Raw genomic sequence first — 21,605 nt, 5'->3', positions numbered from 1 at the left:
GCTATAGCTGCGACCCACGCCCCGACTTCGGTCAGGCATCCGGTCCATCCGCGGCCTGCGGCAATCGCAGCTATAGCTGCTCCCACAGTTGCGGGCAGCGGTAGCGGTAGCGGGCAGCGGACGGCAGGCGTCAGACGGTAGACGGTAGACGTTAGACGACAGGCATCACCGGATACGGGCAGGGCGGAACCCCGTTTCGATCCGTGGTGCGTTGTCGTCGGGACTGCCGGCGCTTCTATACTGCCGGCGACTCCTGACGGCGGACTGGCAATGACGAGAAGCAATCGTTCGGTAGGACTGCGGCTCCTCGCCGGGGCCCTGGTGCTGGTGCTTCTGATGCTGCTGCCGGCGGGCTGCAAGCGGAACGAAGGCGGCCAGATGCCGTCGCCCAGCGGCGAGGCCATCGTCGCCGAGCGCGCGGAGGTGCAGGGGTTCGGCCTGGTGCGGGCCTGGCCGGACCAGACCGAAGGATCGCTCGCGCTGGCGGTCGAGTTCTCGCAGCCGCTGGTCGGCACCCAGGACTTCGACGCGCTGCTGACCTTCGCCGAACCCGTGGCCGCCGACAGCGGCTGGACCCTGGACGAAGAAGGCCGCGTGCTGCGCTTCCCCTTCGCCGAGGCCGATCGCGACTACACGCTGCGCATCTCCGCCGCGCTCACCGCCGCCGACGGCAGCACGCTTGGCCGCGACATCGAGCAGAAGGTCCATACCGGGGAGCTGGAGCCCGCCGCCGGCTTCGCCTCCCAGGGCAGCGTTCTGCCCGCGCGCGAATCGCGCGGCCTGCCCGTGGTATCGGTGAACGTGGAGGAGGTCGACGTCGAGTTCCTGCGCGTGCGCGACTCCGAGCTGGCGCGCTTCTTCTCCGAGTACCAGCGCGGTGGCCGGCGCAGCGGATGGGAGCTGGACAACCGCTACAACGGCGATCGCAGCGTGTCGCGGATGGCCGAGCCGGTGTACGTCAACCGCTTCGTTCTGGGCGGCGAGCGCAACGAGCGCGCGGTCACCTACCTGCCGCTGCAGGACATCGCCGAACTCCAGCAGCCCGGCCTGTACTTCGCCACCATGAAGCGCGCCGGCAGCTTCGAGGGCATGTACGACACCGCCTTCTTCACCGTCAGCGACATCGGCCTGCACGTGCGCGCGTACGCCGGGCAGCTGTTCGTGCACACCGCGTCGCTCCAGGGCGGCGGCGCGCTTGGTGGCGTCGAGCTGCGCGTGCTCGACGGCAAGGGCGAGGCCGTGTTCAAGGCCGAGACCGACGGCAACGGCAACGCCGTGCTCAAGCACAAGCTCGATGCCGCCCAGGTCCTGGTGGCGACGCGCGGCAACGACGTCTCGCTGCTGCCGTTCAACCAGCCCGCGCTGGATCTTTCCGAATTCGCGGTGGCGGGCCGCAGGCAGGCCTGGTTCGAGGTCTTCGCATGGTCGGGTCGTGACCTGTACCGCCCGGGCGAAACCGTGCGCGTCTCGGCCCTGCTGCGCGACGCCGATGGCAAGCCGGTGCCCGCCGCGGCCGATGGCAAGGCGCAGCCGCTGTTCGCGCGCCTGAAGCAGCCCGACGGCAAGACCTTCGTGGAGTCGCGGCTGGAGGCCGGCGCGCAGGGCTACTACCGCTTCGAGCGGGAGATCCCGGTCGAGGCGCCCACCGGGCGCTGGCAGGTCGAGTTCCGTACCGATCCCGCGGACAAGGATGCCGTGCAGGGCATGGCGCTGCGGATCGAGGAGTTCCTGCCCGAGCGCATGAAGCTCGAGCTCGACAGCGTGCAGGCGCGCCTGGCCAAAGGCGAGCCGCTGCGGCTGGCGGCCACCGGTGCCTATCTGTACGGCGCGCCGGCCGCGGGCAACCGCTTCACGGCACGCCTCGCGGTCGCGGTGGAACAGCACCCGGTGGAGTCGCTGCCGGGCTACTTCTTCGGCGATCCCACCGTGTCCCTGCCGCGCGAGGCACGCGACGTGATCGACGCCACGCTCGACGATGCCGGCAGGCTCGCGCAGGCGCTGCCGCTGCCCGCCGAAGTGCGCGGGGACACGCCGGTGTCGGTGGTGCTGGCCGGCAGCCTGTACGAAAGCGGCGGCCGCACGGTGAACCGCAGCCTGGAGCGCGTGCTCTGGCCGGCCGACGCGCTGGTCGGCGTGCGTCCCCTGTTCGACGACAAGGACGGCAGCGATGCCAACGCGCGGGCCGGCTTCGAGATCCTCCGCGTCGACGCCGATGGAGCGCCGCGGCCGCTCGCCGGGCTCGAGCTGAAGCTGGTGCGCGAGCATCGCGACTACCACTGGAACTTCGACGACGACGCCGGCTGGGACTACAGCCACACCAGCCGCTTCGAGATGGTGGAAACGCGGACCATCGACGCCGGCCAGTCCGCCGTTCGGGTCGATCTTCCGGTGGAGTGGGGCGGCTACCGCGTCGAGGTCCGCGACCCGGAAACCGGCCTGGTCACGCGCTATCCCTTCAACGCCGGCTGGAGCTGGAACGACGACAACCGCGGCCTGGACGCGCGGCCCGACAAGGTCAAGCTGGCGCTGGACCGCACCGGCTATCGCGCCGGCGACACGATGGAAGTCACGGTCACGCCGCCGCACGCCGGCAAGGGCCTGCTGCTGGTGGAGAGCGACCGCCTGCTCTACGTACAGGCGATCGATGCCAAGGCCGGGAGCAAATACAGCATCCCGGTGACCGCCGACTGGGAGCGCCACGACGTCTATGTGACCGCGCTGGTGTTCCGCGGCGGCAGCGCGGCAAGCAAGGTGACGCCGGCGCGCGCGGTCGGCGTGGCCCACGTGCCGATGGAACGCGGCGACCGGCGCGTGGCGGTGGGTCTGTCGCTGCCGAAGCAGGCAAAGCCCGATGACACCCTGCGCGTGACGCTCGCGGTGCCGGCGCTGGCCGGCCAGGCCGCGCATGCGACGGTGTCCGCGGTCGACGTCGGCATCCTCAACATCACCCGCTATCCGGTGCCCGATGCCAACCGCCACTTCTTCGCCCAGCGCAGGCTGGGCGTGGACGCCTACGACATCTACGGACGCGTGATCGAAAGCCTGGAGGGCGGCACCGCGCGCCTGCGCTTTGGCGGCGACCAGGGCCTGGAAGCGCTGCCGCAGGCGCGCCGTCCAACCGCGCGCGTGCAGACGGTCGACCTGTTCTCGGGACCGGTGAAGCTCGACGGCAAGGGCAATGCCACCGTCGAGTTCACGCTGCCGGACTTCAACGGCACCCTGCGCGTGTCGGCGCTGGTGTTCGGCGACGAGGCCTACGGAAGCCGCGACGCAGAGCTGCTGGTGCGCGCGCCGCTGGTCGCCGAAGCCAGCATGCCGCGGGTGATGGCGCCCGGTGACCGCGGCACGATGACGCTCGACCTGGCCAACTTCACCGGCAAGCCGGGCGACTTCCGGGTGCGCGTGGAGGGCATCGGGCCGCTGCAGGTGGAGGAGGGCGTGCGCAGCGTGACGCTCGCGGCCGACGGGCGTTCGACCCGGTCCTTCCCGCTGCGCGCGCTCGACGGCCATGAGGTCGGCAAGGTGCGCGTGCGGGTGGACGGGCCGGGCGTGGCGGTCGATCGCAGCTACGACCTGCCGGTGCGCGCGCCCTGGCCGCAGGTGCTGCGTTCGCGCAGCCTGGTGCTGGATCCCCTGGCGCCGGTGGTGCTTGACGCCTCGCTGGCCGAGGGCATGCTGCCTTCATCGGTGAACGCGCGCCTGGGCCTCAGCGCCACGCCGCCAATCGCCTTTGCCGCGGCGCTGGAGGGTGCACTGCGCTATCCCTACGGCTGCGCCGAACAGACCGCCAGCAAGGGCTATGCGGCGCTGATGCTGGATGCGCCCACCGCCGAGGCCTACGGCATGTCGCCGCTGCCCGGCGACGATCGCCTGCGGCGGATGGAGGGCGCGCTCGGGCGGCTGGCCGCGCTGCAGTCCAGCTCGGGGCATTTCGCGATGTGGGGTGGCAGCGGCGGCACCGAGGCGATGCTGACGCCGTATATCGCCGAGTTCCTGCTGGATGCGCGCGACGAGGGCTTCCAGGTGCCCGACGCGATGCTGCAGAAAGCGCTGTCGCGGATGGCGGAAGACCTGCTCTCCGACGGCCAGCAGTTCTACGGCCGCGACAACCGCGAGCACCTGCGCCTGGCCTACAAGGCCCACGCCGGCTACGTGCTCGCACGCGTGAACCGCGCGCCGCTCGGGACGCTCCGCGCACTGTACGACGGCGGACGCGACGCGGCGCGCAGCGCCATGCCGCTGGCGCATCTCGGGCTTGCGCTCTCGCTGCAGGGCGACGCCGCCCGCGGCGGCAAGGCGCTGGACGCGGCCTTTGCGTGGAAGCGCGACCGGCCCGGCTGGCTGGGCGACTACGGCACGCCGCTGCGCGACGCCGCGCTGATGCAGGCCCTGGTGCGCGAGCACGACCTGGCCACGCCGCAGCGCAGCGCCGGCCTGCGCACGCTCGGGCTTGAGCTCGATGCCCGCCGCAAGGCGCGATGGTTCCATTTGAGTACGCAGGAGCAGTCGGCGCTGGCGCGGCTTGGACGCGCGCTGGCAGGCACGCCCGGACGCACGTTCTCCGGCACCCTGGTCGAGGCCGGCGTGGAGGAGGCGCTGGAACCGATGCGCCGCTTCTCTCGCGGCTACGGCCACCAGGCCTTGGCCTCAGGCGTGCGCCTGCTGCCCGAAGGCGAAGCACCGCTGTACGCGAGCATGGACGTCGCCGGCATTCCCCGCGCCGCGCCGGAGCCCGACGACAGCGTGCTGCGCGTCGAGCGCCGCTGGTACACCACCGACGGCAAGGCCTGGACGCCGCGCGCGCTGCGCGAGGGCGAGGCGCTGGTGGTCCGCGTCACCGTCACCGCCGACCGCGACATGCCGGACGCACTGCTCACCGACCTGCTGCCGGCGGGCCTCGAGATCGAGAACATGAACCTGGGCGATGCGTCTGCGTGGGCCGACGTGGTCGTCGGCGGCATCCGCCTGGACGAACGCGGCAGCGCCGCCGAGCTGCTGCACGAGGAGTTCCGCGACGACCGCTACGTCGCCGCCATCAAGCTCGACGCCGGGCGCAGCGCGGACGTGTTCTACCTGGTGCGCGCGGTCACGCCGGGCGAGTACACCGTGCCGCCGCCGCTGGTCGAGGACATGTACCGGCCCGAGCTGCGCGGCGTGGGCCGCGCGCAGCCGGCGCGGATGACGGTGGTGCAGCCGTGAGCCTGTGGTGGAGTCGGGAGTAGGCGGCGGGGTTGCCCCCACCCGCCCTTCGTGCAGGCCGGGCGCCGACGGGCCGCGCCGGCCGCTGCCTTGGCTGGCGATCCTGCGCTGGGGGACTGTCGGGCTGCTGGTCCTGCTGCTTGGACTCGACGTTGCGTTCCCGCCGCCGCTGCCCGAAGCGCGCGATCACGCCACCCTGGTCACCGCGCGCGACGGCACGCCGCTGCGCGCCTTCGCGGACGCCGACGGCGTGTGGCGCTACCCGGCCTCCGAAGCCACCGTTTCGCCGCTGTACGTCGATGCGCTGCTCACCTATGAGGACCGCTGGTTCCGCCGCCATCCCGGCGTGAATCCGCCGGCCCTGCTGCGCGCCGCCTGGCAGGCCGCGCGCAGCGGCCGCATCGTCTCCGGCGGCTCCACCCTGACCATGCAGGTCGCGCGCATCCTCGAGCCGCACCGGCGCACGCTGACGGGCAAGACGCGGCAAATGCTGCGTGCGCTCCAGCTCGAGGCGCACCTGTCGAAGGACCAGATCCTCAGCCTGTACCTGGAGCGCGCGCCCTTCGGCGGCACCATCGAGGGCGTGGAGGCGGCGAGCTGGGCCTACCTCGGCAAGCCCGCCGCGCGGCTGTCGCACGCCGAGGCCGCGCTGCTGGCGGTGTTGCCGCAGGCGCCCACGCGCCTGCGTCCCGACCGCGAGCCCGAGGCGGCACGTCGCGCCCGCGACAAGGTGCTTGAACGCATGGTCACCAGCGGGCGCTGGAGTCGCGCCGAAGTCGACGACGCGCTGGTCGAGCCGGTGGTCGCGCGCGCCCTGCAGCCGCCGCTGTCCGCGGCGCTGCTGGCCCAGCGCCTGCGCTCGCGCCATCCGCGCGCCGATCGCATCGAATCGACCATCGACGCCGCCCTGCAGCGCACGCTGGAGGAGCGCCTTGGCAACTACGTCGGCCAGCTGCCGGAACGCACCTCGGCGGCGCTGCTGGTGGTCGACAACGACACCATGCAAGCGCGCGCCTACCTCGGCACCGCCGCCTTCGGCGACGCCGCGCGCCTGGGCCACGTCGACATGGTGCGCGCGTGGCGCTCGCCGGGCTCCACGCTCAAGCCCTTCGTCTACGGCATGGCGATCGATGACGGCCTGGTGCATTCGCAGAGCCTGCTGGTCGACGCGCCGCAGTCCTTCGGCGGCTATCGACCTGCCAATTTCGATGCCGCCTTCAACGGGCCGGTGTCGGTGGCCGACGCCCTGCGCCTGTCGCTCAACGTACCGGCGGTGGACATGCTCGACCGCGTCGGCCCGGCGCGCTTTGCCGCGCGGCTGGACCACGCGGGCATCGGCCTGCGCTTCCCGCGCGGCGCGCAGCCCAACCTCACCCTGATCCTCGGCGGAACCGGCGCGCGGCTGGAGGACCTGGTGGGCGCGCAGGCGGCGCTCTCGCGCGGCGGCATCGCCGGGCGGGTGCGCTACGCCGCCGGCGAGCCGCTGGTCGAGCGCCGCCTGCTGTCGCCGGGCGCGGCCTGGATCGTGCACGAGATCCTCGCCGCCAATCCGCGCCCGGGCGAGCGCGCCGATACCTTCGACACCGGCCGGCGCCCACGCGTGGCCTGGAAGACCGGGACCAGCTACGGCTATCGCGATGCCTGGGCGCTCGGCACCACGCGCCGCTACACCGTGGGCGTGTGGGTCGGGCGTCCGGACGGCACGCCGCTGCCGGGCCAGTACGGCGCGGTCACCGCACTGCCGCTGATGTTCGAAGTGGTCGACAGCCTGCCGCAGCGTCCCGGCGATGGCGCACGCTTGCCGTCGCCGGCAAACGTCGCCGAGCGCGAGGTGTGCTGGCCGCTGGGCACTGCGGCCGAGGCACAGCCCGAAGGCGCGTGCCATCGGCGGATGCAGGCCTGGGTGCTCGACGGCGCGGTGCCGCCCACGCTGCCCGAGCGCGACGCGCGCAGCTGGGCGCCGGTGCTCGAACGGATCGAAGTGGATGCCGCCAGTGGTCTTCGGCTGACCGCCGGTTGCGCCGGAACGCACGCGCGACGCATGCGCCACATCGCGCGCTGGCCGGCGCTGGCGTCACCGTGGCTGGGCGCGGCCGAACGCGAGGCCTCGCGCCTGCCGCCCTTGGCCGCCGGCTGCAGTGATGACGGCCGCGGCCAGGCCGTGGCGATGCGGATCGAAGGCGTCAACGACGGCGCGCTGCTGCTGCGCGCCCCCGGCTCGGCCAAGCCGCCGCGGCTTGCCCTGCGCGCGGTGGGCATCGATGGCGATGTGCAGTGGCTGCTCAACGGCCGCTGGGTCGGTGAGACCCGCGGCCGCCAGCTGCTGTGGCGCGAATTCGGCGAGCCCGGCCGCCAGCAGCTGACCGCGCTGGCCGAAGGCGGCGCCTGGGCCAGCCTGGCCTTTGACGTCGGGCGCTGAGGCCTCAGATCGCGCCGAGCACGTGCTCCGCCGACGAGACCTTGAACTCGCCCGGGGCCTCGACGAACAGCTGCTTGACCACGCCGTCTTCGGCGTAGAGCGCGAAGCGCTTGCTGCGCATGCCCATGCCGAAGGCGGTGCCGTCCATCTCCAGTCCGAGCGCGCGGGCGAAGTCGCCGTTGCCATCGGACAGCATGCGCATGCCCGAAGGGACGCCCTGGCTCTCGCCCCAGGCCTGCATCACGAAGGGGTCGTTGACGGCCATGCACGCGACTTCGATCCCGCGCTCGCGGAAGGCCTGGAAATGCTCGATGAAGCCGGGCAGGTGGCGCTCGGAGCAGGTCGGCGTGAACGCGCCGGGCACCGCGAACAGCACCACGTTCTTGTGTGCGAACAGGGTCGGGGTGTCGATGGTCTGCACGCCGTCGTCGATGTGCTTCAGCGTGACCTCGGGGATGGCGTCGCCGGTCTGGATGGTCATGGGGAGGGCTCCGTGTTCGCGTGGGTGGCGGGGAATCGCCGCCGCTCGCACCATGGTGCCACGCCGTGGCCGGCACGGGCTTGTGTCACCCGTCGTTCGTCCCGATATTGCTACCCTGCCGCGGCCGGCACCAGGGTCGCGCACGTGGAGATCGCATGCAGTTCAAGGATTACTATGCCGTGCTTGGCGTCGAGGCCAGCGCCGGCGAGGCCGAGATCAAGACCGCCTACCGGCGGCTGGCGCGCAAGTACCACCCCGACGTCAGCAAGGAAGCCGGGGCCGAGGACAAGTTCAAGGCCGTCAACGAGGCCTACGAGGCGCTGCGCGACCCCGAACGCCGCAAGGCCTACGACCAGCTGCGCGGGCGCGGCTACCGGCCGGGCGACGAGATCCATCCGCCGCCGGGCGGCTTCCGTGGCAATGGCGGCGGTCCGGACTTCGACCATGAAGAAGTCTTCGGCGGCGGCAACAACGGCGGCTTCAGCGACTTCTTCGAGAGCCTGTTCCGCCGCCAGGCGCAACAGCAGCAGCGGGGCGGGCCGGGCTTCGGCAATCCCCCTCGCGGCGATACCCGCGCGCGCTTGGCCGTGCCCGTGGAAACCGTATACCGCGGCGGCGCGATGCGCATCGCGGTCAACGGCCGCACGCTGGAGGTCAAGGTTCCGCGCGGGATCCGCCCGGGACAGGTGATCCGCCTGGCGGGCCAGGGCGGGCAGGGCGGCAACCTGCTGCTGGAGGTCGAGTACGCAACGCATCCGCGCTTCGAGGTCGACGGCCGCAACATCGTCTATGCGCTGCAGGTCGCGCCCTGGGAGGCGGCCCTGGGCGCGGCCGTCAGCGTGCCGACGCTGGGCGGCACCGTGGAACTCAAGGTGCCGGCCGGGTCCGAGGCCGGGCGCCGGCTGCGCCTGCGCGGCCGCGGCCTGCCGGGAACGGGCGGGCAGGCCGATGGCGACCAGATCGTCGAGCTTGAGGTGCAGGCGCCGGTGCCGCAGGGCGAAGCGCAGCAGGCGGCCTACGAGGCCCTGCGCGAGGCGTTTTCAGGGGAGTGGAAGCGCGAGTAGCGCCGCCGCAGCGCCGTGACCCGGGGCGCCGGCTCAGGCGGCCGCGGGCGGCGTCGGTTCGGTCGCGATCGCCTCGACAATGGTCGCCGACAGCTCGGTGTCGCTGAAGGGCTTGGTGAGATAGGCGCGTGCGCCCTGGCGCATGCCCCAGACCTTGTCGGTCTCCTGGTCCTTGGTCGTCACCAGGATCACGGGGATGTGCTTCGTGCTGGGGTCGCGGGTGATCGAGCGCGTGGCCTGGAAGCCGTTGAGGTTCGGCATCACCACGTCCATCAGGATCAGGTCCGGGAGCTCGCGCTTGGCCACCTCGACGCCGGCGGCGCCGTCTTCCGCGGTCAGTGCCTCGTGGCCGAGGCTTTCGACGATGCGGCGGATGCCCATCAGCTGTGACGGCGAGTCGTCGACGATCAGGATGCGCGCCATGGTGTTCCCCGTTCAGTTCTCGCGATTGTAGCCCGCGGCGGCGGGCCTGCAAGCCGGGCGCGCGGGCTTGGGCGTGTTCTCAGAGCGTGACCAGCGTCCTCCCGTGGGATCCGCCGGCAAGCATGCCTTCGAATACCTCGGGCAAACCGCCGAGGGTGACCTCGCGGGTGCAGATCCGCTCGAGGTGGCGCGGCTTCCAGTCGCTGGCCAGGCGGCGCCAGACCTCGTCGCGGATGTCGCGCGCGGTGCCCGCGGACGCGACCCCCAGGAGCGAGACGCCGCGGATGATGAAGGGCATGACCGTGGCGGACAGGTCGTGGCTTGCGGCAAGTCCTGCGCTTGCGACGTTGCCATAGGGGGCGGTCTGCGCCAGCAGGCTCGTGAGCATCGCGCCACCGACGTTGTCGAGTCCGCCGCCGAAGCGGGCCGACTCCATCGGCCGGGTCGTGGCGAGCGCATCGCGCCCGAGCACCTCGCTGGCGCCGATCTCCTTCAGGTAGGCGGCCTGTTCCGGCTTGCCGCTGATCGCGTGCACGTCGTAGCCCGCGCTTGAAAAGATGTCGACCGCAAGCGAGCCGACGCCGCCGGTGGCGCCGGTAACCGCCAACGGGCCAAGCCCGGGCTGCTGCCGGTTCTCGCTCATGCGCAGCAGCGCCAGTGCGGCGGTGAAGCCGGCGGTGCCGAGGATCATCGATTCGCGCAGCGACAGGCCGGCCGGCAGCGGGATGGCCCACTTCGACTCCACGCGCGCGTATTCGGAGTAGCCACCGTCACGGGTCTCGCTCAGGCCGCAGCCGGTGACCAGCACCTGGTCGCCTTCGCGGATGGCGGGATCGGTGGAGGCGACGACGTGGCCGGCGACGTCGATGCCGCCCACCAGCGGGAAGCGGCGCAGGATCCTGCCCTTGCCGGTGCCTGCCAGTGCGTCCTTGAAGTTGACGGACGAGAACGCGGTCTTCAGCACGACCTCGCCGGGCGCAAGCTGCTCGATGCCGACCTGTTCGATGCCGCTGCGGTAGCCGGCGTCGTCGCTGTGGATGCGGAAGGCGCGGAAAGTGTCGGGAATGCTCATGCCGTCTCCTTTGAAATGCCGCCAGGACTGCGGCCCGGTTCGATTATCCGCGATGCAGCCCGCGACAGGCCGGCTGTCGCACAACCGGCTGTTGCGGGGCCGGCTTTTGTGGGAGCCGCTATAGCGGCGATCGCGCTGCCAGGGCTTTCGCCGCTATAGCGGCTCCCACAAGAGCAGTGGCGCTGCAGGAAGGCTGGAGGGCGGCCAGGGGGCGACCAGAAGACGACCAGAAGGCGACCAGAAGACGACCAGAAGACGACCAGAAGACGACCAGAAGACGACCGCAGTAGAGGGTCCGCTCTCAGCGCAGCTCGCGGCTGCGCTTCTCGTCGAGCCACTTCGAGGCCCGAGCGGGCTGGTAGCCGCGCATCCATTCGAACATGGCGTCGATGTTGTCGCCGGTCCACATGTCCTCGCGCTGGCCGGGATGCAGGAAGCGTTCCTCGACCATGCGGTCCATCATCGCGACCAGCGGCTGGTAATACCCGTTGATGTCGAGCAGGGCGCAGGGCTTCTCGCTGATGCCGAGCTGCCGCCAGGTGAACATCTCCACGATCTCTTCGAGCGTGCCGAAGCCGCCGGGCATCGCCACGAAGGCGTCGGCCAGGTCGAACATGCGCGACTTGCGCTGGTGCATCGAATCGACGACTTCGAGCTCGGTGAGGCCGCCGTGCGCGACTTCCATGTCGACCAGGTGCTTCGGGATCACGCCCACCACCTCGCCGCCCGCGGCCAGCACGGCGTCGGCGATCGTGCCCATCAGGCCGATGTTGCCGCCGCCATAGACCAGGCGGATGCCGTCACGGGCCATGCGCGTGCCGAGTGCGATCGCGCCCTCGATGTAGGCGGGATGTGCACCGCTGTTGGAGCCGCAGTAGACGCAAAGGCTTTTCATGGGCAGTGATTCTTCGAAGACTGGAAAGGACGGCGCCGGGCAGTGCCCGGCGCTTTGCGGCAGCAGAAGGTGCGGGGCCGGGCATGCGCCGGCCCGCGCCTTCAGTTCGCCTTGTGGATCGCGCGCTTGTCGACGGCCATCGCCGCGTCGTGGATCGCTTCCGACAGGCTCGGGTGGGCGTGGCAGATGCGCGCGAGGTCGTCGGCGGAGCCCTTGAACTCCATCGTCAGCACGCCCTCGTGCACCAGCTCCGACACGTTCGCGCCGACCAGGTGCATGCCGAGCACGCGGTCGGTCTCGGCGTGCGCCAGCACCTTCACGAAGCCCGCCGGCTCGACCATTGCCACCGCGCGACCATTGGCGGCGAAGGGGAAGCTTCCGGACTTGTACGGAATGCCTTCTTCCTTGAGCTGCTGTTCGGTCTTGCCGACCCAGGCCAGCTCCGGCTCGGTGTAGATGACCCAGGGAATGGTGTCCATGTTGACGTGGCCGGGCAGGCCCGCGATCAGCTCGGCCACGGCGATGCCTTCCTCGAAGCCCTTGTGCGCCAGCATCGGGCCGCGCACGCAGTCACCGACCGCCCAGACGCCGTCGACGCCGGTGTGGCAGTGCCCGTCGACCTCGATCTGGCCGCGTTCGCTCAGCTTCACGCCGCTGCCCTCGGCCAGCAGGCCCTTGGACGCGGCCCTGCGGCCCACGGCGACCAGCAGCTTGTCGACGGTGATCGTCTCCTCGCCCTTCTTGTCGGCGAAGGTGACCTGCACTTCCTTCTTCTTGCCCTTGCCGGTGACCTCGGCCTTCGAGACCTTGGCGCCCAGGCGGATGTCCAGACCCTGCTTCTTGAACTCGCGCGCGGCGACCTTCGACACTTCGGCATCGGCCGCGGCGAGGAAATCGGGCATCGCCTCGAGGATCACGACCTCGGCGCCCAGGCGCTTCCACACGCTGCCCAGCTCCAGGCCGATGACGCCGGCACCGATCACGGCCATGCGCTTGGGCACCTCGGCGAAATCGAGCGCGCCGACGTTGTCGACGATCGTGTCGCCATCGAACTTGGCGAACGGCAGCTCGATCGAATCCGAGCCCGCGGCGATGATGACGTTGGTGCCGGTCAGCTCGACCTCGCTGCCGTCGTGCTGCTTGACCTTCACCAGACGGTCGGCATGCAGGGTGGCGAAGCCGTAGTACGGCGTGACCTTGTTGGCCTTGAACAGCTGCGCGATGCCACCGGTGAACTGCTTCACGATCGCGTCCTTGCGGCCGACCATCGTGCCGACGTCGATCTTCGCGTCCTTGGCGGTGATGCCGTGCTGTCCGAAGACATGCTGCAGGTTGTGGAACTGGCGCGAGCTGTCGAGCAGCGCCTTGGACGGGATGCAGCCCACGCGCAGGCAGGTGCCGCCCAGGGCGGGCTTGCCGTCCTTGCCGACGCCGGCGTCGATGCAGGCGACCTTCATGCCCAGCTGGGCGGCGCGGATCGCGGCGTGGTAGCCGGCGGGGCCGGCACCGATCACGACAACATCAAACTGTTCAGCCATTTCGTTTCCTCGATTCCCTTCCCGCGCAAGGCGGGGAAGGTGCCCCGAAGGGGCGGATGGGGGCAACCCCGCGGGCATGCAGTGCGGGTTCGAGGCGAGGTCGCCCCGGCGCTCCCCCGCTGCGCGGGGGAGGGGGATCGTCACATCCCCAGCAGCATGCGGTGCGGATTCTCCAGCTGGTCCTTGATGTCGACCAGGAACTGCACCGCGTCCTTGCCGTCGATGATGCGGTGGTCGTAGCTGAGCGCGATGTACATCATCGGCGCGGCGACCACGGCGCCGTTCTCGACGATCGGGCGCTCCTTGATGGTGTGCATGCCCAGGATCGCGGACTGCGGCGGGTTGACGATCGGCGTCGACATCAGCGAGCCGAAGGTGCCGCCGTTGGTGATCGTGAAGGTGCCGCCCTGCAGGTCGTCCAGCGACAGCTTGCCGTCGCGTGCCTTGGTGGCGTAGTCGGCGATCGCCTTCTCGACGTCGGCGAAGCCCATGCGTTCGACGTTGCGCAGCACCGGCGTCACCAGGCCGCGGTCGGTGGAGACAGCGATCGAGATGTCGGCGTAGCCGTGGTAGATGATGTCGTCGCCGTCGACCGAGGCGTTGACCACGGGATACTTCTGCAGCGCGTTGGCGGCGGCCTTGGCGAAGAAGCTCATGAAGCCGAGCTTGATGCCGTGCTGCTTCTGGAAGCTCTCGCCGAGCTCCTTGCGCATCGCCATGACCTTGCCCAGGTTGACCTCGTTGAACGAGGTCAGCATGGCGATCGATTCCTTCGACTGCATCAGGCGCTCGGCGATGCGCTTGCGGATGCGGGTCATCGGCACGCGCTCTTCAGGACGCGCGCCGCCGGACACGCCCGGCGTCTTGCCCGAGGCGTAGTTGACCAGGTCTTCCTTGGTCACCGCGCCACGGCGGCCGGTGCCCTCGACCTGCGACGGGTCGATGCCATCCCTGGCGGCGGTGAAGCGCGCGCCCGGAGGCAGCTCGCCGGTGCCGCCAGCGGCGGGCGCGGGGCGGGTCGACGCAGGCGCCTTGGCCTCGGCCTTCGCGGCGTCGGCCTTGGGCTGCACTTCCTGGGCGCCCGCGGCCGGCTCGGCCTTGGCCTTGCCAGCGTCGCCATCGTCGGCCTTGGCCGGCGCGGCGCCTTCCTCGATCACCGCCAGCACCTGCTGGCTGGTGACGGTGTCACCCTCGGCGTACTTCAGCTCCTTGATCACGCCGTCGACGAGCGAGGGCACTTCGAGCACGACCTTGTCGGTCTCGAGGTCGACGATGTTCTCGTCGCGTGCAACCGCGTCGCCCACCTTCTTGTGCCAGGTGGCGATGGTGGCGTCGGAAACGGATTCGGGGAGTACCGGTACCTTGATCTCGGTGGCCATGGTCTTGATGCGTCCTGGTCGTTGCTGTCAGCGTTGTGGGGGTCAGTCGGCGGCGAAAACGCTGCCGGCCTTGGAAGTGAGTGCGTCGGCGACCAGCTGCTGCTGCTCGGCGACATGGTCGGCGAAGTGGCCGACGGCGGGCGAGGGCGAGCGCGAGCGTCCGGCGTAGTGCAGCTCCAGCGCGTCCGGAACGCAGTACTGCAGGTGGTGGCGGATCTGGTACCACGCGCCCTGGTTCTGCGGCTCTTCCTGGCACCAGACCACCGAGGTGGCCTTGCCGTACTTGCCGAGCTCGGCGACCAGCGCCTCGCGCGGGAAGGGATAGAGCTGCTCGACGCGCACCAGCGCCACGTTGTCCTGGCCGCGCTTTTCCCTGTCTTCGAGCAGGTCGTAATAGACCTTGCCCGAGCACAGCACCACGCGCTCCACCTTCTTCGGATCCGCCGAAGCGTCGCCGATCAGGTGCTGGAATTCGCCCTTGGCGAGTTCGTCCAGCGTGGAGACGGCGAGCTTGTGGCGCAGCAGCGACTTCGGGCTCATCACCACCAGCGGCTTGCGCGTGGTCATGCGCATCTGCCGGCGCAGCATGTGGAAGGCCTGGGCCGGCGTGGATGGCACGCAGACCAGCATGTTGTCGAGCGCGCACAGCTGCAGGAAGCGCTCCAGGCGCGCCGAGCTGTGCTCGGGGCCCTGGCCTTCGTAGCCGTGCGGCAGCAGCAGGGTCAGGCCGTTGATGCGGCCCCACTTGGCCTCGCCCGAGGCGATGAACTGGTCGATCACCACCTGCGCGCCGTTGGCGAAATCGCCGAACTGGCCTTCCCAGATGCACAGCGTGTTGGGATCGGTGGTGGAGAAGCCGTACTCATAGGCCATCACCGCTTCTTCGCTGAGCAGCGAGTCGATGATGGTGGCCCGCTCCGGCGAATCGACCAGCTGCTGCAGCGGCAGGTAGTAGTTGTCGGTCTTCTGGTCGTGCAGGATCGCGTGGCGGTGGGTGAAGGTGCCACGCCCCACGTCCTGGCCCACCAGGCGCAGGCCGAAGCCCTCGTCGAGCACGGTCGCGTAGGCGAGGTTCTCGGCGAAGCCCCAGTCGGCGGGGATTTCACCGGCGGCCATCCTGCGGCGGTCCTCGTAGACCTTGGAGACGCGCGAGTGCAGCTGCACGCCTTCGGGAATGGTGGTGATGGCCTTGGCCAGCGCCTTCAGCTTCGCCGGCTTCACCACGGTGCTGGCCTTGTCGGCCAGCGTGCCCGCGACCAGGGCGCCCCAGTCCACGAACAGGCGGCTCTCCGGCGGGGTCTTTTCCACCTGTGCCAGTTCGGTCGTGACCTCGCCGGCGTCGAGCCGGTCGCGGTAACGGTCGACCAGCGCCTGGCCGCCCTTCGCGGGCAGCACGCCGGCGGACTCCAGCTGGTTGGCGTAGAGCTCGCGGGTGGTCTTGTGCTTGCGGATCACCTGGTACATCACCGGCTGGGTGATCGCCGGCTCGTCGGCCTCGTTGTGGCCGTGGCGGCGGTAGCAGACCAGGTCGATCACCACGTCCTTGTTGAACTCCTGGCGGAAGTCATAGGCCAGGCGCGCGGCAAAGGCCACGGCTTCCGGATCGTCGGCGTTCACGTGCAGCACCGGTGCGCCGATCATCTTGGCCACGTCGGTGCAGTACAGCGTGGAGCGTGCGTCCTCGCGGGCGCTGGTGGTGAAACCCACCTGGTTGTTGACCACCACGTGCAGCGTGCCGCCGACCGCGAAGCCGCGCGCCTGCGACATCTGGAACAGCTCCATCACCACGCCCTGTCCGGCAAAGGCGGCATCGCCGTGGATCAGGATCGGCATCACCTGGCGGCGGGCGGTGTCCTGGCGGCGCTCCTGGCGCGAGCGCACCGAACCGGTGACCACCGGGTCGACGATCTCCAGGTGCGACGGGTTGAAGGCCAGCGCCAGGTGCACCGGGCCGCCATCGGTGGCGACGTCGGCGGAGAAACCCATGTGGTACTTCACGTCGCCGGCGTGGGCGAGGTCGTTGTGCTCGAACTTGCCCTCGAACTCGTCGAACAGCCTGCGCGGGCTCTTGCCCAGCGTATTGACCAGCACGTTCAGGCGGCCGCGGTGGGCCATGCCGATCACGATGTCCTTGACGCCTTCGTTGCCGGCGCTGCGGATCACGGTGTCGAGCAGCGGGATCAGCGAGTCGCCGCCCTCCAGCGAGAAGCGCTTCTGGCCGACGTACTTGGTGTGCAGGTAGCGTTCCAGGCCCTCGGCCGCGGTCAGGCGTTCGAGGATGCGGCGCTGTTCGTCGGCGCTGTGGCTGTAGCGGCCACCCGCGGTTTCCATGCGCTCGTACATCCAGCGCCGCTGTTCGGCCTGCGGGATGTGCATGAATTCCGCGCCGATCGGGCCGGCGTAGGTCGAGCGCAGCAGGGCGAAGAGGTCGCGCAGGCGCATGCGCGGGGCACCGCCGAAGGTGCTGGTGCCGCCGGCGGCGGGCCCGGTCGCGAACTCGGAGTCGAGGTCGGCGTCGGACAGGCCGTGGAAGGGCAGGTCCAGGTCGGGCGCGTCGATCTTCTCGGCCATGCCCAGCGGATCGGTGTCCGCCTGCAGGTGGCCGCGCGAGCGGTAGGCGGTGATCAGCTTCAGCACCGAGCCCTGCTTGCGCTGGGCCTCGAGGTCGCCGCCACCGGAGGCCACCACCACGCCGGCCCTGGCTTCCCGGCCGGCGCGGGCGACCGCGTCCATGACCACCGAGTGCGGGACGTCGCCGGCCTCCCGGCCCTGGAAGCCGTCGAACCAGGCCTTCCATTTATCGCCGACGCTGTCGGGGTCAACGAGATACTGCTCGTACAGGTCCTCGATGAAGGCGGCATTGGCGCCGAGCTGGGAGGACTGCGCAAACTGCTTCAATAGATTGGCCACGATGGCGTCGGAAAGCTCAGGAAATGGGGGGGGAGGGTCCGCTTTCGCGGGACGGATGCCTGTTCAGGCACCCGATCCGGGCAATTATAGCCCTCCGGGCGGGGTTGAGGCGCCCGCACCCCGGTTCGAAACGCATTGTTTCCCGGGCGGCGGAAGCTCGGGTGCCGCCGCAGCCGCTCAGATGCCGAGGGCGCGGTATTCCGTGCAGGGCCGGGCGCGCTCCCAGAAGGGGTCGAACACGCCGCGCAGGTGGCGCGCGCGGCCGGCGCCGTCGAGCCGCGTCTCGCCCTCCCATCGCTGGCCCAGCGGCCGGAAGAAATGGCCGCCGCCATCGTTGGCGATGAAGGCGGAGGCATAGGAACGGTCGACCTGCTCCTCCACGGCGCGGAAGGCGATGGCGCTGGGCAGGCGTTGGCCGAGCGCGATCAGCGGCGCGAACGCGCGCCGGGGCGCAGCCGGCTCCTGCAGCAGGATCCGGATCGCGCACTCGCCGCCGGTGGCGCAGCGGCGGATCGCGGCGACGATCTCCGGCTGGTCGAGCAGGCCCGGATCGAGCTCGCGGCTGTAGATGTCGAGATGGCGGCGGGCGCCCGCGATGACGCCCGACGTGGCGGCAATCGCCGCGTCGCGCGAGTCGACGGGGTTGAGTGCACCCGGCAGCAGGCGCATGCCCTGGTGTTCGATGCCGGCTTCCTGGAAGCGCCCGCCGACGGGCAGGAAACCGGCGCGCGCGTAGAAGCCGACCGCCGCGGCCTGGGCGTGGAGGGTGACTTCCGGCCAGCCCAGCGTCCGGGACTGCTCGAGCAGGGCCTGCAGCAGCGCGTCGCCGACGCCGCGGCCGCGCCATTCCGGCAGGACCGCCATGCGGCCGATGCCGCGCGCCGGCGTGAGCCGGCCGGTGCCGATGGCATCGCCGGCGCCATCGCGGGCAACGACGTGGTGGCAGACCGGGTCGAGTTCGTCCCACTCCAGCGCCAGCGGCACGCCCTGTTCCTGGACGAACACCGCCTCGCGCACGCTGCGCAGGTCCGGCAGGCCTTCTTCGTAGCCGACCGCATGGATGGTGAATGCCCGCGCCTGTGCCTGGGCCATGGACCTACTCCCCGTCTTCGCTGTCGCCGTCGTCGTCGTCTTCCAGCACCAGCTGGTAATGGCCGGCTTCCAGCAGGGCCAGCACGCAGCCGCGCGCATGCGGCGTCAGGGCGGCATAGGCCGCGTCGCCAAGCACGGGCGCATTGGCGATGGCCGCGGCGTCCCCGGCCGGCATCGCGTAGGCCTCGCCGTTGACGTAGAGCTGTGCATCGTCGCCGGACCGCCGCCAGGCCATGCGCGAATACGGATGGCGGTGGAGGCTGGCGCCGTGCTCGAGGTCCCACTCGACCTCGATCCGTGAGCGCGGCGGGGCGTCGCCCCCGTCGGGGGCGGCGACTTCACCGCCGTTGCGATACAGGGTGATGAAGCGGCCGAACCAGTCGCCCATGCGCTGCGGATCGTCGCTGCGCAGCAGGTCCAGGGCGTGGATCACGCGCGCCATCGCGGCGTCGTCGATTTCCGCCGGGTCATCGGGCAGTGCGAGGTCGGGGTCGGCGTAGCGCAGGGTGTCGTCGGCGTCGGCCAGCAAACTGTCGGCCAGGTCGCCGAGCAGCTCGGCCGCGGACGGGGCGCGCATGCCGACCGAGAACGTCAGGCAGGCATCCTCGGCCACGCCGTGGTGCGGGACGTTGGGGGGCAGGTAGAGCATGTCGCCTGGGCCGAGCACCCAGTCGTGGGTGGGCGTGAACTCGCGCAGCAGCTTGATGTCGACGTCGTCGCGGAAGTCCAGCGGCGGCTCCGTGCCGCCCATGGCCACGCTGGCGTCGATCGTCCAGCGGCGGTGGCCGTGGGCCTGCAGCAGGAACACGTCGTACTGGTCGACGTGCGCGCCGACCGAGCCGCCCGGCGCGGCGAACGAGACCATGATGTCGTCCAGCCGCCAGCGCGGCAGGAAGCCGAAGTGCCGCAGCAGGCCGGCGATGTCCGGATCCCACTTGTCCACGTCCTGCACCAGCAGGGTCCAGTCCTGGTGCGGCATCGCCGGGAAGGCGTCCTCGGCGAATGGACCCTGGCGCACGGTCCAGGCATCGGAGGCACGGTCGTGTTCGATGATGCGGGCGAGCACGCCGTCCTCGCAGGCCAGGCCGGCGAGGTCCTCGGGCGCGATCGGCGAGGTGTAGCCGGGGAAGGCGTTGCGGATCAGCAGCGGGCGCTTCTGCCAATAGTCGCGCAGGAAGTCGGCCGGTGGCATGCCCAGCGGACCCTTGCCGGCGGCGTCGATCTCGAGCGGCAGATCGTGGATGGCGGCCGGGGGCGTCGCGTCGGCGGGCTGCGACGCATCGGCAGCGCGGGTCGCCCCACGGCTGGCGGGCGGTTTCCCGCTGCTGGAGGCCTTGCGTCCGGAGGGTGCCTTGCGGGTCGTCATGGTGCTGGTCTCGTGCGGTTCGCGACTGCGTGGAGAGGGCGTGGGAGAGGGCGTGGAGAGGGCGATTTTTGTGGGAGCGGCTATAGCCGCGATTCGACCGCCTCGCGACTGTAACCGCGACCCGATTCAATCGCGGCTATAGCCGCTCCCCCAGGTCCGCGGGTCCCACAGGTCCCCCGGGTCGTCGGGTCCCACAGGTCCCCGGGTCAGACCTTTCGGGCAAGTGTTTCCGCGTGGCCTGAATAGCTGCCGGGCGTCATGTCGAGGAGACGTTGCTTGGCGTCGTCCGGCAGCTCCAGCCCGCCGATGAACGCGCGCATCGAGTCCGCGGTGATGCCCTGGCCGCGGGTCAGCGCCTTGAGCTGTTCGTAGGGACTCGGCAGGCCGTGGCGGCGCATCACCGTCTGCACCGCTTCGGCCAGCACTTCCCAGGAGGCGTCGAGGTCGGCGGCCAGGCGCTCCGGATTCGCACTGAGCTTGCCCAGTCCGCGCGCCAGCGCGTCGAAGCCGACCAGCGCGTGGCCGAAGGCGGTGCCGAGCGCGCGCAGCACGGTGGAATCGGTGAGGTCGCGCTGCCAGCGGCTGATCGGAAGCTTGGTCGCGAAGTGCTCGAACAGGGCAACGCTGATGCCGAAGTTGCCCTCGGCGTTCTCGAAGTCGATCGGGTTGACCTTGTGCGGCATGGTCGAGCTGCCGACTTCGCCGGCCTTCACCGCCTGCTTGAAATAGCCCAGCGAGATATAGCCCCAGACGTCGCGCGACAGGTCGATGAGGATGGTCGCGATGCGCTTCTGCACGTCGGCGATCTCGGCGATGCAGTCGTGCGGCTCGATCTGGGTGGTGTAGGGATTGAAGTCCAGCCCCAGCGATTCGACGAAGCGGCGCGAGAACGCAGGCCAGTCGACGTCGGGATAGGCGGCCAGGTGCGCGTTGTAGTTGCCGACCGCGCCGTTGGCCTTGCCGGTCAGCGACACCGCGACCAGCTGCGCGCGCTGGCGCTCCAGCCGTGCCACCACGTTCGCGAGCTCCTTGCCGACCGTGGTCGGTGAGGCGGTCTGGCCATGGGTGCGCGAGAGCATCGGCAGCGCGGCGAATTCGTGCGCCATGCCGCGCAGGGTGGCCGTGGCGCCGTCCAGCGCCGGCAGCATCACGTCGCGACGGGCGGCGTCGAGCATCAGGCCGTAGGAGAGGTTGTTGATGTCTTCGCTGGTGCAGGCGAAGTGCACGAACTCCAGCGCCGGGCCGAGCGCGCTGTCGCCGGCCAGTCGCTCCTTGATGAAGTACTCGACCGCCTTGACGTCGTGGTTGGTGGTGCGTTCGATCTCTTTGACGCGCGAGGCGTCGGCGGGCGAGAAGCCATCGGCCAGGGCGCGGAGGCTGGCGGTGGCGCCTTCGTCGAAGGGGGCCAGTTCGGGAATGCCGGGTTCGGCGGCCAGGGCCAGCAGCCATTCAATCTCGACGCGCACGCGGGCGTGGATCAGCCCGAACTCGGAGAACACCGGTCGCAGCGCCTCCACCTTGCCGGCGTAGCGGCCGTCGAGGGGGGAGAGGGCGAGCAGCGGGTCGAGGGCGGGCATGGCGGGCTTCGGCGTGGGCGGCCGGACATTCTACCCGGCGGGTGCTTTGGGTTGCCGGGTGGGGGCCTTGCGGCTTCGTGGCGGAGCGTGCCCCTGCGAGGGGGGTATGGACCGGCGACGCAGCCATCCCTGGCTGAATCGCCTACCGCGCACATCCATGTGCGCTGTCCATACCCCCCTCGCAGGAGCA

The 21,605-nt window shown here is 70.6% G+C and carries 13 protein-coding genes; 3 read left to right on the top strand and 10 right to left on the bottom strand.

What is annotated here, in order from left to right:
• The first annotated feature begins 270 nt into the window (after nucleotides 1-270).
• Nucleotides 271-5,199, top strand: coding sequence for an alpha-2-macroglobulin family protein (locus tag WCD84_RS06315; protein WP_449280071.1), 4,929 nt, complete (start codon nucleotides 271-273; stop codon nucleotides 5,197-5,199).
• Nucleotides 5,200-5,284: 85 nt separating this feature from the next.
• Complete coding sequence (pbpC, locus tag WCD84_RS06310; protein WP_343280840.1) at nucleotides 5,285-7,618, top strand: penicillin-binding protein 1C; 2,334 nt, start codon at nucleotides 5,285-5,287, stop codon at nucleotides 7,616-7,618.
• A gap of 4 nt (nucleotides 7,619-7,622) precedes the next feature.
• On the opposite strand, the gene WCD84_RS06305 is transcribed toward pbpC, so the two are convergent.
• On the bottom strand, nucleotides 7,623-8,099 hold the full coding sequence (locus WCD84_RS06305; protein ID WP_343254390.1) for a peroxiredoxin: 477 nt from the start codon (nucleotides 8,097-8,099) through the stop codon (nucleotides 7,623-7,625).
• 155 nt (nucleotides 8,100-8,254) lie between these two features.
• Here WCD84_RS06305 and WCD84_RS06300 point away from each other — a divergent pair, with 155 nt between their 5' ends.
• Complete coding sequence (locus tag WCD84_RS06300) at nucleotides 8,255-9,163, top strand: DnaJ C-terminal domain-containing protein (protein WP_343280791.1); 909 nt, start codon at nucleotides 8,255-8,257, stop codon at nucleotides 9,161-9,163.
• A gap of 33 nt (nucleotides 9,164-9,196) precedes the next feature.
• Here the strand turns inward: WCD84_RS06300 and pilH are convergent, their stop codons facing one another.
• The 9 genes from pilH to purB all read right to left on the bottom strand — a co-directional run bounded on the left by pilH (nucleotide 9,197) and on the right by purB (nucleotide 21,415).
• Nucleotides 9,197-9,586, bottom strand: a complete 390-nt coding sequence (gene pilH / locus WCD84_RS06295; protein WP_343254388.1) for a twitching motility response regulator PilH — start codon at nucleotides 9,584-9,586, stop codon at nucleotides 9,197-9,199.
• 79 nt (nucleotides 9,587-9,665) lie between these two features.
• A complete protein-coding gene (locus WCD84_RS06290) occupies nucleotides 9,666-10,658 on the bottom strand; it encodes a YhdH/YhfP family quinone oxidoreductase (RefSeq protein ID WP_343254387.1) in 993 nt (330 codons plus the stop codon).
• Between the two features lie 301 nt (nucleotides 10,659-10,959).
• Nucleotides 10,960-11,553 (bottom strand): LOG family protein, encoded by a 594-nt coding sequence (locus WCD84_RS06285; protein WP_343254386.1) that lies wholly within the window; start codon nucleotides 11,551-11,553, stop codon nucleotides 10,960-10,962.
• A gap of 101 nt (nucleotides 11,554-11,654) precedes the next feature.
• On the bottom strand, nucleotides 11,655-13,091 hold the full coding sequence (gene lpdA / locus WCD84_RS06280) for a dihydrolipoyl dehydrogenase (RefSeq protein WP_343280790.1): 1,437 nt from the start codon (nucleotides 13,089-13,091) through the stop codon (nucleotides 11,655-11,657).
• A gap of 140 nt (nucleotides 13,092-13,231) precedes the next feature.
• The gene (gene sucB, locus WCD84_RS06275) at nucleotides 13,232-14,470 is read right to left on the bottom strand and encodes a dihydrolipoyllysine-residue succinyltransferase (RefSeq protein ID WP_343254384.1); all 1,239 of its coding nucleotides are present in this window, start codon (nucleotides 14,468-14,470) and stop codon (nucleotides 13,232-13,234) included.
• A 42-nt stretch (nucleotides 14,471-14,512) separates the two neighbouring features.
• The gene (locus WCD84_RS06270) at nucleotides 14,513-17,380 is read right to left on the bottom strand and encodes a 2-oxoglutarate dehydrogenase E1 component (protein ID WP_343280789.1); all 2,868 of its coding nucleotides are present in this window, start codon (nucleotides 17,378-17,380) and stop codon (nucleotides 14,513-14,515) included.
• A gap of 177 nt (nucleotides 17,381-17,557) precedes the next feature.
• A complete protein-coding gene (locus WCD84_RS06265; RefSeq protein ID WP_343280788.1) occupies nucleotides 17,558-18,472 on the bottom strand; it encodes a GNAT family N-acetyltransferase in 915 nt (304 codons plus the stop codon).
• Nucleotides 18,473-18,476: 4 nt separating this feature from the next.
• Complete coding sequence (locus WCD84_RS06260) at nucleotides 18,477-19,838, bottom strand: cupin domain-containing protein (protein WP_343280787.1); 1,362 nt, start codon at nucleotides 19,836-19,838, stop codon at nucleotides 18,477-18,479.
• Nucleotides 19,839-20,044: 206 nt separating this feature from the next.
• Nucleotides 20,045-21,415, bottom strand: coding sequence for an adenylosuccinate lyase (gene purB, locus WCD84_RS06255; protein ID WP_343280786.1), 1,371 nt, complete (start codon nucleotides 21,413-21,415; stop codon nucleotides 20,045-20,047).
• Nucleotides 21,416-21,605: the final 190 nt, after the last annotated feature.

Origin of the sequence: Luteimonas changyuni, assembly GCF_039548395.1 — a bacterium.
Taxonomy (GTDB): Bacteria; Pseudomonadota; Gammaproteobacteria; order Xanthomonadales; family Xanthomonadaceae; genus Luteimonas.
Note: the sequence above shows the minus strand (reverse complement) of the source record. Positions and strands in the feature narration are given on the sequence as shown.

Excerpts from the sequence above, each read along its gene's own strand:
- lpdA (WP_343280790.1), bottom strand. The coding sequence starts at position 13,091 with ATGGCTGAACAGTTTGATGTTGTCGTGATCGGTGCCGGCCCCGCCGGC.
- WCD84_RS06260 (WP_343280787.1), bottom strand. The coding sequence starts at position 19,838 with ATGACGACCCGCAAGGCACCCTCCGGACGCAAGGCCTCCAGCAGCGGG.
- WCD84_RS06305 (WP_343254390.1), bottom strand. The coding sequence starts at position 8,099 with ATGACCATCCAGACCGGCGACGCCATCCCCGAGGTCACGCTGAAGCAC.
- sucB (WP_343254384.1), bottom strand. The coding sequence starts at position 14,470 with ATGGCCACCGAGATCAAGGTACCGGTACTCCCCGAATCCGTTTCCGAC.
- pilH (WP_343254388.1), bottom strand. The coding sequence starts at position 9,586 with ATGGCGCGCATCCTGATCGTCGACGACTCGCCGTCACAGCTGATGGGC.
- WCD84_RS06285 (WP_343254386.1), bottom strand. The coding sequence starts at position 11,553 with ATGAAAAGCCTTTGCGTCTACTGCGGCTCCAACAGCGGTGCACATCCC.
- WCD84_RS06300 (WP_343280791.1), top strand. The coding sequence starts at position 8,255 with ATGCAGTTCAAGGATTACTATGCCGTGCTTGGCGTCGAGGCCAGCGCC.
- WCD84_RS06290 (WP_343254387.1), bottom strand. The coding sequence starts at position 10,658 with ATGAGCATTCCCGACACTTTCCGCGCCTTCCGCATCCACAGCGACGAC.
- WCD84_RS06315 (WP_449280071.1), top strand. The coding sequence starts at position 271 with ATGACGAGAAGCAATCGTTCGGTAGGACTGCGGCTCCTCGCCGGGGCC.
- purB (WP_343280786.1), bottom strand. The coding sequence starts at position 21,415 with ATGCCCGCCCTCGACCCGCTGCTCGCCCTCTCCCCCCTCGACGGCCGC.
- WCD84_RS06265 (WP_343280788.1), bottom strand. The coding sequence starts at position 18,472 with ATGGCCCAGGCACAGGCGCGGGCATTCACCATCCATGCGGTCGGCTAC.